We start from the raw sequence: 11,502 nt of genomic DNA, 5'->3' as shown, positions 1-11,502 counted from the left end.
ACGCACGCACTGACATCGCCTGTGACTGGCCCGGCCTATTGGTCGATCCAGGCGTCGCGGAAGCCGTCATTGACGCCGATCGCGGTGGTGATCAGATTCTTGATCTTGCAGTTCGTGATGGTCGGAAACTGCAATTCGAGCAACCACGCCACCGGCACGTCCTCGACCAGAATCTTTTGGGCCTTCTCGTAGATTTCCTTGCGCTTGGAATCCGGCGTCGCCACCGCGCCGTCGGCGAACAGCTTGTCGACCTCGGGGTTGGAATAGCCCTCGACATTGTTGAACTGCTGGCCCTTGGCGATCGCGCTCGAAACGTAGTTGCGGCCGACGCCGAGCGCGGGATCGCCATATTGGTACAGATAGGTGAAGGCGATGTCGTAATCCCAATTGCCGATTCGTTCATTCGATCCGGCGACGTCGGTGGCGATCGTCTCGATGTTGAAGCCGACATCGATCAGGTTCTGCTTCACCGCCTCGCCCCAGCGCTGCCAGGTCTCGCCATAGGGCAATGGCTGCAGGCGGATCTTTTCGCCCTTGTAGCCGGCCTCCTTCAACAACGCCTTGGCCTTGGCGGGATCGAACGGATATTTCTTGACGTCGTCGGTGTAGAATTTGATCGTCGACGCCGACGGACCGGTGGCCACCTTGCCGAGCCCGTTCCAGATCACATCCTTGGCGAAGTTGCGGTCGATCGCATACATGATGGCCTGCCGAACCAGCTTGTTCGAGGTCGGGCCGGATCGATTATTGAGCCATAGCCACGCCAGCGGGCTGAAGAACTCCCAGCCATCACCGGTGACGCAGGTATTGGGCAATTTGCTCAGCCTGGGAACGTCGAAATTCTCCACCGAACCGCCGGGAAGCACGTCGACCTTATGGGTTTCGTAAGCCACCGAACGCGCCGCCGCATCGGGAATCACCTGCCAATAGATCTCGTCGATATAGGGCTTGCCCTTTTCGTGATAGTTCGGATTTTTCACCAGGCGGATGAACGAGCCCTTCTGCCATTCCTTGAACATGAACGGGCCGGTGCCGATCGGCTTATTGTTGGCGGGATTGGTCTTGTAGTCGGTGCCTTCGTAAATGTGCTTCGGGATCATCGGCATCGAGCCGACCTCGAAGATGCCGAGGAACGGGCCAAACGGCTCCTTGAGGGTGAATACCACGGTCAGATCGTCGGGCGCCTCGATCTTTTCGACCTTGCTGAGATTGTTGCGGGCGCGCGCATGGGTCTGCTTCAGCATCTCGGTCGAGAACAGCACGTCGGCCGAAGTGAAGGGCTTGCCGTCATGCCAGGTCACGCCCGGTTTGAGCTTGAACGTGTAGACCTTTGAATCAGGGCTGACGGTCCAGCTTTCGGCTAGGCCCGGCAGCGGGTTGAGCTTCTTGTCGTAACGCAGCAGACCTTCGTAGATATTTCCCGACACCATCTGGGTCGGGCCATTCTGGACCAGCGCCAGCATCAAGCCGGGCGGCTCGGGCTGAATCACCGCGTTGATGGTGCCGCCGAGTTTCGGGGTCTGCGCGTTGACCATGGTGACGGCGCAGCAGCTCAGCATCAGACCCAAGGCAATTTGCTTCAGCATGTCGTGTCTCTCCCCCCGCGCCTGACGACGCGTTACCCATGATGACGTAGTAAATTTAGCGGACGAAGTCCGGGTCGGTGCGTTCCAGCATGCGCTTGAACGCCGCCCATTCGCTATCCGGCTGGCCTTCGATTTCGATCTTGGCGTAGCCGCGCTCATATTGGCCGGCGGTGTGCTGCGCCACCGCCAACGACGGCCGCACGATCTCGACGCCGGAAGATTGCAACGCCAGCTGGGCGCGGCAGGATCGCTCCATATTATGCATCAGCTTGAAGGCTTCGCCGACCGAACGGCCGCATGTCAGCAATCCGTGGTTGCGCAGGATCAGCACGAATTTCTCGCCAAGATCGGCGACCAACCGCTCACGCTCGGACAGATCGAGCGCAATGCCCTCGAAATCATGATAGGCGATGCGGTCGGTGAACTGCATTGACCATTGATTGAGCGGCTGCAGCCCATCTTTCTGGCACGCCACCGCGACACCGGCGACGGTGTGGGTGTGCAACACGCAGAACACATCATGACGCGCGGCATGAACCGCACTGTGAATAGTGAACCCGGCAGGATTGATGCCGAGACCGAGCGGATCGTCGATCACCTTGCCGTCGACATCGACGGTGACCAGATTAGAGGCAGTTACTTCCTCGAACCGCATCCCGTAAGGGTTGATCAGGAAGCGATCGTCCCGCCCCGGAAGCCGCACCGAGATGTGCGTATAGATGCTGTCGTCGAGGCCTAATCGGTGAATCAGTCGATAGGCCGCAGCCAGATCGACCCGTGCTTGCTGCACTTCATCATGTGACGACGTAACGCTTGCATGGACATTCAAGAGCATGTTTCCCGTTTCGATATCACCAGCAAACACAGTCGCGCGAAGTGTTACAAGACTAAACTGTCGACAATCGACGCTTAAATCTTGTACAGCTGGATCGAACAGGTCCCCGCATGCGCCTCATTACTCCTCCCGTCGGACTCACTGCGCTGACTGATACCGACCTTGTCGGTCAGGTCGCACGCATCCTGACTCAGGCGATTGTTCAGGGACATTTGCAGCCCGGCGCCAAGGTGGTGGAGGCTGCGATCGCCCGCGAACTCGGCATCAGCCGGGCGCCGGTGCGCGAGGCGGCGCGGCTGCTGGAGCGCCAGGGACTGATGGTCGCGCATCCGCGCCGCGGCTTCTTCGTGCGCAAACTCGAAGCCACCGACATCGACGAAATCTACGATCTGCGGATCTGTGTCGAGTGCCACGCCGGCGTGCTGGCGGCGAAAAACCTGACGCCGCGCTCGCGCGACGCGCTGCGGCGCCAGATCGACGTGCTGCACGAGACCGCGAGCCTCGATGACCCCGCGCGGCAAGTCGAAGAGGACTACAAGTTTCATCGCATGATCTGCGAGATCGCCGGCAGCGCGCGCCTGCTGCGGTTGTTCGACGACCTCGCCTCCGAATTGCGCATGGTGATCGGCCTGATCGGCCGACTCTATGACGATCCGCGCCGCATCGCCGAGACCCATGAGGCGATCCTGGAGGCGCTCGAAGGCGGCCATCCCGACATCATCGAGGCGCGTCTCGATTATCACATCGGCGCGGCGTGGCGTGAAGTCGCCAGGCTGGTGCGCGACATTCCCTCATCAACCAAAGGAGCCGCGACGTGAAGGCCGTCTATTCCGACAAGCACCGCAGCCATGATCCGCAATTCTTTCTGGTCCGCGGCCAGGTCAAGCGCACCACCGAACAGCCCGAGCGCGCCGATCGGCTGCTCAAGGGATTGCACGATGGCCGCCATACGCTGGTCGACGCTCACGAATTCGGACAAGGCCCGCGGACGCGGGTGCATTCGCCGGAATATCTGCGCTTTCTCGAAGACGCCTGGAGCGAGTGGACGAAGCTGCCGGATTACGGCGCGGAGATGATCGCCAATGTGCATCCGGTGCGCAATGCCGCGACCTATCCCAGCCACATTACCGGCAAGCTCGGCTGGCACACCATGGATACGGCGGCGCCGATCGGCCCCGGCACCTGGGCTGGCGCCTGCGCGGCAACCGATGTCGCCACCACCGCCGCCCAGATGGTGCTGGACGGCGAGGACGCGGTCTATGCGCTGTGCCGCCCGCCCGGCCACCACGCCTATCGCGACATCGCCAGCGGCTTCTGCTTCATGAACAATTCGGCGATCGCCGCGGCCCATCTGCGCCAGACCCACGAGCGCGTCGCCATCCTCGACGTCGACGTGCATCACGGCAATGGCACCCAGGGCATCTTCTATGCGCGGCCCGACGTGCTGACGGTGTCGATCCACGCCGATCCCACCAGCTACTATCCCTTCGTTTGGGGCTACGCCCATGAACGCGGCGAAGGCAACGGGCTCGGCGCCAACCTCAATATTCCGTTGCCGATCGGCACCGGCGATGACGGCTACATCGAAGCCATGACGATCGCGGCCCGCACCATCGCGGCCTTCGCCCCCACCGCCTTGGTGGTGGCGCTCGGCCTCGACGCTTCCGAGCATGATCCGCTCGCAGCATTGAAGGTCACCACCGCCGGCTTCGGCCGGATCGGCGAGGCGCTCGCGCGATTGGGCCTGCCCACCGTCCTGGTCCAGGAAGGCGGCTATCTGTCCGATTCTCTTGGCGCCAATCTCACCGCGACGCTCAAAGGCTTCGAAGCCGCGCGCTGACTGCAACACCTCCCCACAACAACAAAGGCTGTCTGCCAATGACGCTGGATTCCAAACTGCGCGACCAGATTATCTCCGCGGTGGAGCAGGGCTTCGACGCCCAGGTCAAATTCACCCAGGAGATGGTGCGCCACGTCTCCACCCGCGGCAATGAACACACCATGCAGGACTACATGTTCCGCGCCATGAAGGAGCGCGGCTACACCATGGAGCGGTTCGAGATGGACCGCGAGGCGCTGGCGCGCCACCCCGGCAGCGGCGCCTTCGACGAATTGCATTCGCGGGCGCCGATCGTGGTCGGCATCCATCGCCCGCGCGAGGAGAAGGGCCGCTCGCTGATCATGCAGGGCCATGTCGACGTGGTGCCGGAAGGCGCCGCCGACATGTGGGCGACGCCGCCTTTTGAGCCGGTGATCGACGGCGACTGGATGCAGGGCCGCGGCGCGGCCGACATGAAGGCCGGCGCCGCTTCCAACATCTTCGCGCTCGATGCGCTCAAGCGCCTCGGCCTGCAGCCGGCGGCCACGGTCTATCTGCAATCCGTGGTCGAGGAGGAATCCACCGGCGACGGCGCACTGATGACGCATCTGCGCGGCTACAAGGCCGACGCCGCGCTGGTGTCGGAGCCCTCGCATGAAACGCTGACCCGCGCCAATATCGGGGTGATCTGGTTTCAGCTCGAAGTGCGCGGCGTGCCGGTGCATGTCCAGCGCATGGGCACCGGCGCCAACGCCATCGACGCCGCCTATCGGGTGATCGGCGAATTGCGCCGAATGGAGATGGAGTGGAACAAGAAGAAGGACGGCCTCGAATATTTCAAGGACATCGACAAGCCGATTAACCTCAATGTCGGCAAGATCGCCGGCGGCGACTGGGCGTCGTCGGTGCCGAGCTGGTGCAAGGTTGACTGCCGGATCTCGATCCTGCCCGGCACCAGCGCCGAACAAGCCAAGAAGGAGATCGTCGAGCGCGTCGCCGCCTTCACCCGCGACGATGCCTTTCTTTCCAACATGCCGCCGACCGTCACCTTCAACGGGTTTCAGGCCGAGGGCTATGTGCTGAAGCCCGGCTCCGACGCCGAGGCCGTGCTCGGCCGCGCCCATCAGGCGGTGTTCGGCCGCAAGCTGGAGACCGTGACCTCGCTGGCCTATCTCGACAGCCGCGTCTATGTGCTGTTCGACGATATCCCGGCGTTGAATTACGGCGCGATCTCGCGCGGCGTCCACGGCGTCGACGAGGGCGTCAATCTGCCGTCGCTGAAGAAGACCACCACCGCGATGGCGCTGTTCATCGCCGAATGGTGCGGGCTGGAACAGATCGCGGGTTAGACCTGCACCGCCCCATCCGCGTCGTGATGGCCGGGGTCGTCCCGGCATCCACGCCTGGGCGCTCACTTGAAGGGATCAATCGAATCAAGCCTTCGAGGTCGTCATTGCGAGGAGCGAAGCGACGAAGCAATCCAGTCTGTGTGTGGCGCTCCTGGATTGCTTCGCGCTCGGACGGCGCGATGCGCCGTCCTCGGCTCGCAATGACGGAATCAAACTTGATCTTATTGGTTTCTCGTTCATTCAGAATCTGAGGTGCAGCACTGCTTTCAAACGGTGGAAGCTCGGCACAAGGCCGGGCGAGACGAACGAGAGGACAACACTCTTGGGATGGTCGGCGCGCGCAGCCAGGCCGCGCGCGCCCGTCGTTTCTATTGCACGCCGATCGTGGTCAGGTCCTGGAACCAGTGCTGGGCCTGCACGAAGCTCGTCACTTTCGGCGACAGCGCGTGCGGGTTGGTGTCGTGCACCACCCAGACCATCGGCGCGTCGTCGACGATCAGGCCATGGGCCTGGGCCAGCAATTCGTCCTGCTTGGCCGGATCGAAATTCTGCTTGGCCTCGTCGATCAGCGCATCGACCTTCGGGTTCTTGTAATAACCCCAATTGACGCCGACCGGTGCCACCTGACGGGAATCGAAGAAGCGGACGATGGCATAGAGCGGGTCGGAGGTGACGTAGGCGACGTTGTTGGCGGTGATGCCCTTCATGCTGTCATCGGCCGCGCCTTTGCGCCACGCGGTGTACAGCACTTCGAGCTCGACCACCTTGAAGTCGACGTCGATGCCGATTTCCTTGAAGCTCTGCTGCAGGAATTCGTTCATCGGCAGCGACAACATCTGGCCGGTGCCGCCATTGGCGATAATGAAGGTGGTCTTCAACGGCTTCTCAGGCGAATAGCCGGCTTCCTTCACCAGCCGCTTGGCTTCGGCAAGATCATATTTGATCTTGAAGGTCGGCTTGCCGAACCAGGGGCTGGTCGGATCGACCTGGCCGGTGGCGGGCTTCGCCAGGCCGTTCATCAGCCCGACAATGGCGTCGCGATCGATCGCCAGATTGAGCGCCTTGCGCAGACGCACATCGGTCCAGGGCGAGCCCGGCAGCATGCTGAGATGATAATTCCAGACATGCGGGGTGACGTTGTCGACGATCCGCATCCCGGCGGCCTTCAGCTGGGGGACAGCGTCGGGCGCCGGGGTCTCGATCAGATCGACCTGGCCCGCCAGCAAGGCGTTGGTGCGGGTGAGCGCTTCCGGCATCGGCACCAGAACCAGTTTGTCGACCTTGGGAATCCGCGCCTTGTCCCAATAATCGGCGTTCTTGCTGAGTTCGGCGAGTTCGCGCGGCACCAGCTTAGTGAGTTTGAACGGCCCGGTCCCGGACGGGTTCATCGCGAACTTGTCCCAATCCTTGCCGACCTTGTCATACTGCGCCGGGCTGGAGACCAGGAACCAGAGCATCTGATAGGGGAAGAAGGAGTCGACGGTCTTGGTGGTGATCTCGACCGTGGAATCGTCGATCTTGGCGTAACTCTTCACCGAGGGCAGCCGGGTCTTGACCTGGGCGCTTTGCCGCTTGTCGAATTGCGGCGCCTTTTCGTTGAGCACCTTGTCGAGATTCCAGATCACCGCATCGGCATTGAAGTCGCTGCCATCGTGGAATTTGACGCCCTGGCGCAGGGTGAACCGCCATTTGGTCTTGTCGGCGGGATCGACCTTCCACGACGTCGCCAGACCCGGCACCAGCTTACCGGGCCGGTCGGCGACATTCATCTCCCAGGCGACCAATGGATCGTAAATCGTATAGCCGGTGAATTGATAGGCACCGGCGCCGCGATCGGGCTGCCCGGTGGTCAGCGGGATGTCCGCCATTGATATGCCATAGCGCACCACCGACTCGGCCCGCGCCGGCAGCGCTGCTCCCAAAAGGGCGGCAACAGCCGCAATTGTAATCGTTTTAAGCACGCGCATGAACCCGAGGTCTCCATTGGTGGGATATTGAATAACCAATGCAAAGCCAGTGCCACCCGGGGCACCTCGTACAAAGCCACTGCGATTGCATACAAAATGCGGGCGATCCGCCGGTAATCGGCCGATTCGGCCCCGCTGGCACGACCGTTGCATAAGTTTTAGTCATCGAAGTTCGAGAGGAATGGACACGATGCGTATGATGAGACCTGCAATCCGGACGACCACAGCGCTCTGGATGTTGACGATGGCAAGCGCAGTCGCCTTGCCGCAATTCGCCAGCGCCGAGAGCGTGTTGCGGATCGGCATGACGGCCGCGGATATTCCGCGCACCTTGGGTCAGCCGGACCAGGGCTTCGAAGGCAATCGCTTCACCGGGCTCACAATGTATGACGGCCTGACGATGTGGGACCTGTCATCGGCGACCAAGGCGAGCGTCGTCATTCCCGGCCTTGCGACCGAATGGAAGGTCGACGATTCCGACAAGACCAAATGGGTCTTCAAGCTGCGCCCCGGCGTGACGTTTCACGACGGCTCGAAGTTCAATGCCGACGCCGTGGTCTGGAACGTCGACAAGGTGCTGAACAAGGACGCGCCGCAATACGATCCGAGCCAGGTCGGCGTCACCGCATCGCGGATGCCGACGCTGGTCTCGGCCAAGAAGATCGACGACATGACCGTCGAACTGACCACCAAGGAGCCCGACAGCTTCCTTCCGATCAATCTGACCAATCTGTTCATCGCCAGCCCGACCAAATGGCAGGCGCTGTACGACAAGGCCGATGGCGCCGACGCCAAGGCGAAATCGCAAGCCGCCTGGACCGCCTTCTCCAAGGATGCGTCCGGCACCGGCCCGTGGAAAATGTCGAAATTCATGCCGCGCGAGCGGCTCGAACTGGTGAAGAACGACAAATATTGGGATAAGGCCCGGGTGCCGCATGTCGACCGCATGGTGCTGCTGCCGATGCCCGAAGCCAGCGCCCGCACCGCCGCGCTGTTGTCCGGACAGGTCGACTGGGTCGAAGCGCCGGCGCCCGACGCCGTCAAGGAGATCGAAGCCCGCGGCTTCAAGATCGAGAAGAACGAACAGCCGCATGTCTGGCCGTGGCAGTTTTCCCGGATCGAAGGATCGCCGTGGAACGACATCCGGGTCCGTAAGGCCGCCAATCTGTGCATCGATCGCGACGGCCTGCGCGACGGTTTGCTGGCGGGATTGATGGTGCCGGCGACCGGCACCTTCGAGCCCGGCCATCCGTGGCGCGGACATCCGACGTTCCAGATCAAATACGATCTGCCGGCGGCGCAGAAGCTGATGAAGGAAGCCGGCTACGGCCCCGACAAGAAGCTCAGCGTCAAGGTGCAGACCTCGGCCTCGGGATCCGGCCAGATGCTGCCACTGCCGATGAACGAGTATCTGCAGCAGGCGCTGGCGGAGTGCTATTTCGACGTCAAGCTCGACGTCATCGAGTGGAATACGCTGTTCACCAATTGGCGCCGCGGCGCCAAGGACCCCTCCGCCAACGGCGCCAACGCCACCAACGTCACCTATGCGGCGATGGACCCGTTCTTCGCGCTGGTCCGCTTCCTGCAGTCCTCGATGGCGCCGCCGGTGTCGAACAATTGGGGTTACATCAACAACCCCAAATTCGACGAGTTGGTGAAGAAGGCCCGCACCAGCTTCAACGACAAGGAGCGTGACGCCGCGCTCGCCGAACTGAACGCAGCCTCGATCGACGACGCGGCCTTCCTCTATGTCGCCCACGACGTCGGACCGCGCGCGCTGAGCCCGAAGGTCAAAGGCTTCGTGCAGCCGAAAAGCTGGTTCGTCGACTTCTCCCCGGTGTCGATGGCGCCGTAGTCGGACCACAACCTCGGCCGCCGGTCGGTGGCCGAGGTTAAGCTACCACCTCTCCGCGTCATGGCCGGGCTTGACCCGGCCATCCACGGCAACGGGCACGGCGTCGCTTGGCTCCGTGGATGCCCGGGTCAAGCCCGGGCATGACGAACGAGAGATTGCCGGTCGAGCAAATTCAGTTTGGGCACACGCGCCCACCTTCAAGTCGCGCTACTCAGCAAAGGCCTCACGTGTTCATCTATATCGCCCGCCGCATCGTCTATGTGATCCCGATCGTGCTCAGCGTGGCACTGGTCTGCTTCATGCTGGTCCACATCACGCCCGGCGATCCGCTGGTCGCCATTCTGCCGGCCGACGCCTCGCAGGAACTCGCCGCCCAGCTGCGCGCCGCCTATGGTTTCGACCGGCCGCTGCCGGTGCAGTTCTGGCTGTGGCTGTGGAAGGCGATGCATGGCGATCTCGGCAACTCGATCGCCACCGGGCGGCCGGTGCTGACTGAAGTCATGCGCGCCGTCGGCAACACCGTCACGCTGGCGATCGCCGCCTCGATCATCGGCTTTTCCCTTGGCCTGATGTTCGGCCTGCTGTCCGGCTATTTCCGCGACAGCTGGATCGACAAGGTGTCGACCTCGATCGCGATCGCCGGCGTCTCGGTGCCGCATTACTGGCTCGGCATGGTGCTGGTCATCATCTTCTCGGTGGAATTGAACTGGTTGCCCGCCGTCGGCGCCGGTCCCGGTGGCTCCGGACAATGGGGCTGGGACTGGCAGCACATCAAATATCTGGTGCTGCCGGCGATCACCACCTCGGTGATTCCGATGGGTATCGTCACCCGCACGGTGCGGGCGCTGACCGGCGATATCCTGTCGCAGGATTTCGTCGAGGCGTTGCGCGCCAAGGGGCTGCGCGAGACCTACGTGTTTCGCCACGTCATCAAGAACGCCGCGCCGACCGCGATGGCGGTGATGGGGCTGCAACTGGGCTACATGCTCGGCGGCTCAATCCTGATCGAGACGGTGTTTTCCTGGCCGGGTAGCGGCTTGTTGCTGAACTCCGCGATTTTCCAGCGCGACCTGCCGCTGTTGCAGGGCACCATCCTGGTGCTGGCGCTGTTCTTCGTGTTCCTCAATTTGGTGGTCGACATCGCGCAAGCCTCGATCGATCCGCGCATCAAGCGGGCTTAAAGCATGTTGGATCTTCGCCCATGACCGCAATCACCGACTCCGCACTGCAAGCCGCCCCCGCCGGGCCCGCCCGCGGCTATTGGGCCACCGTCGGCCGCAGGCTATCGCGCGACAAGATCAGCATCGCCTGCGCGGTGGTGTTGCTGGCGATCTTCCTGTCGGCGCTGCTGGCGCCGTGGCTCGGCCTCGCCGATCCCTATCACGGCTCGATGATCCGCCGGCTGAAACCAATCGGCACGCCGAACTACCCGCTCGGCAGCGACGAACTCGGCCGCGACATGCTGGCGCGACTGATCTATGGCGGCCGACTGTCGCTGTTGATCGGCATCCTGCCGGTGATCCTCGCCTTCACCATCGGCACCTCGCTCGGCCTGATCGCCGGCTATGTCGGCGGCAAGGTCAACACTGCGATCATGCGCACCATCGACGTGTTCTACGCCTTTCCCTCGGTGCTGCTGGCGATCGCGATTTCCGGCGCGCTCGGCGCCGGCATCACCAATACGATCGTGTCGCTGACCGTGGTGTTCATGCCGCAGATCACCCGCGTCGCCGAAAGCGTCACCACGGGCGTGCGCAACATGGATTTCGTCGAGGCCGCGCGAGCGTCGGGCGCCGGCGCCTTCACCATCATGCGGGTGCACATGCTGGGCAACGTGCTGGGGCCGATCTTCGTCTACGCCACCGGGTTGATCTCGGTGTCGATGATCCTCGCCGCCGGCCTGTCCTTTCTCGGGCTCGGCACCAAGCCGCCGGAGCCCGAATGGGGCTTGATGCTCAACACGCTGCGCACCGCGATCTACGTCAATCCCTGGGTGGCGGCGCTGCCCGGCGCGATGATCTTCGCGGTGTCGATCTGCTTCAATCTGCTCAGCGACGGCATGCGCAGCGCCATGGATATCAGGAATTGACG

General features: G+C 62.7%; 9 protein-coding genes. 6 read left to right on the top strand and 3 right to left on the bottom strand.

Annotated features, from left to right (window positions below; all coding sequences use genetic code 11):
* Nucleotides 1–35: 35 nt before the first annotated feature.
* The gene (locus RBJ75_RS24525; RefSeq protein ID WP_044407967.1) at nucleotides 36–1,586 is read right to left on the bottom strand and encodes an ABC transporter substrate-binding protein; all 1,551 of its coding nucleotides are present in this window, start codon (nucleotides 1,584–1,586) and stop codon (nucleotides 36–38) included.
* Between the two features lie 55 nt (nucleotides 1,587–1,641).
* Complete coding sequence (locus tag RBJ75_RS24520; protein ID WP_044407970.1) at nucleotides 1,642–2,421, bottom strand: class II aldolase/adducin family protein; 780 nt, start codon at nucleotides 2,419–2,421, stop codon at nucleotides 1,642–1,644.
* 110 nt (nucleotides 2,422–2,531) lie between these two features.
* Between RBJ75_RS24520 and RBJ75_RS24515 the strand changes: the two genes are divergently transcribed.
* The 3 genes from RBJ75_RS24515 to RBJ75_RS24505 are packed head-to-tail and all read left to right on the top strand — an operon-like array spanning nucleotide 2,532 to nucleotide 5,589.
* Nucleotides 2,532–3,239 (top strand): GntR family transcriptional regulator, encoded by a 708-nt coding sequence (locus RBJ75_RS24515; protein ID WP_044407973.1) that lies wholly within the window; start codon nucleotides 2,532–2,534, stop codon nucleotides 3,237–3,239.
* Nucleotides 3,236–4,261 carry a histone deacetylase family protein gene (locus tag RBJ75_RS24510; protein WP_044407976.1) on the top strand — a complete coding sequence of 342 codons (1,026 nt, stop codon included), beginning with the start codon at nucleotides 3,236–3,238 and terminating at the stop codon, nucleotides 4,259–4,261. The genes RBJ75_RS24515 and RBJ75_RS24510 overlap by 4 nt, the downstream gene beginning before the upstream one ends.
* 38 nt (nucleotides 4,262–4,299) lie before the next feature.
* Nucleotides 4,300–5,589 carry an ArgE/DapE family deacylase gene (locus RBJ75_RS24505; protein ID WP_044407978.1) on the top strand — a complete coding sequence of 430 codons (1,290 nt, stop codon included), beginning with the start codon at nucleotides 4,300–4,302 and terminating at the stop codon, nucleotides 5,587–5,589.
* Between the two features lie 368 nt (nucleotides 5,590–5,957).
* On the opposite strand, the gene RBJ75_RS24500 is transcribed toward RBJ75_RS24505, so the two are convergent.
* Complete coding sequence (locus RBJ75_RS24500) at nucleotides 5,958–7,556, bottom strand: ABC transporter substrate-binding protein (RefSeq protein ID WP_044415556.1); 1,599 nt, start codon at nucleotides 7,554–7,556, stop codon at nucleotides 5,958–5,960.
* Between the two features lie 235 nt (nucleotides 7,557–7,791).
* Here RBJ75_RS24500 and RBJ75_RS24495 point away from each other — a divergent pair, with 235 nt between their 5' ends.
* The 3 genes from RBJ75_RS24495 to RBJ75_RS24485 all read left to right on the top strand — a co-directional run bounded on the left by RBJ75_RS24495 (nucleotide 7,792) and on the right by RBJ75_RS24485 (nucleotide 11,500).
* Nucleotides 7,792–9,411 (top strand): ABC transporter substrate-binding protein, encoded by a 1,620-nt coding sequence (locus RBJ75_RS24495; protein ID WP_234707495.1) that lies wholly within the window; start codon nucleotides 7,792–7,794, stop codon nucleotides 9,409–9,411.
* Between the two features lie 227 nt (nucleotides 9,412–9,638).
* On the top strand, nucleotides 9,639–10,592 hold the full coding sequence (locus tag RBJ75_RS24490; RefSeq protein WP_044415554.1) for an ABC transporter permease: 954 nt from the start codon (nucleotides 9,639–9,641) through the stop codon (nucleotides 10,590–10,592).
* Between the two features lie 20 nt (nucleotides 10,593–10,612).
* Complete coding sequence (locus RBJ75_RS24485) at nucleotides 10,613–11,500, top strand: ABC transporter permease (RefSeq protein ID WP_044415552.1); 888 nt, start codon at nucleotides 10,613–10,615, stop codon at nucleotides 11,498–11,500.
* Nucleotides 11,501–11,502 lie beyond the last annotated feature (2 nt).

The organism is Rhodopseudomonas sp. BAL398, assembly GCF_033001325.1.
GTDB lineage: Bacteria > Pseudomonadota > Alphaproteobacteria > Rhizobiales > Xanthobacteraceae > JARJEH01.
This window is presented reverse-complemented; position numbering and strand designations above follow the sequence as displayed.

Coding starts and splice junctions, on each gene's coding strand:
- RBJ75_RS24525 (WP_044407967.1), bottom strand. CDS start 1,586: ATGCTGAAGCAAATTGCCTTGGGTCTGATGCTGAGCTGCTGCGCCGTC.
- RBJ75_RS24520 (WP_044407970.1), bottom strand. CDS start 2,421: ATGCTCTTGAATGTCCATGCAAGCGTTACGTCGTCACATGATGAAGTG.
- RBJ75_RS24515 (WP_044407973.1), top strand. CDS start 2,532: ATGCGCCTCATTACTCCTCCCGTCGGACTCACTGCGCTGACTGATACC.
- RBJ75_RS24505 (WP_044407978.1), top strand. CDS start 4,300: ATGACGCTGGATTCCAAACTGCGCGACCAGATTATCTCCGCGGTGGAG.
- RBJ75_RS24500 (WP_044415556.1), bottom strand. CDS start 7,556: ATGCGCGTGCTTAAAACGATTACAATTGCGGCTGTTGCCGCCCTTTTG.
- RBJ75_RS24495 (WP_234707495.1), top strand. CDS start 7,792: ATGTTGACGATGGCAAGCGCAGTCGCCTTGCCGCAATTCGCCAGCGCC.
- RBJ75_RS24485 (WP_044415552.1), top strand. CDS start 10,613: ATGACCGCAATCACCGACTCCGCACTGCAAGCCGCCCCCGCCGGGCCC.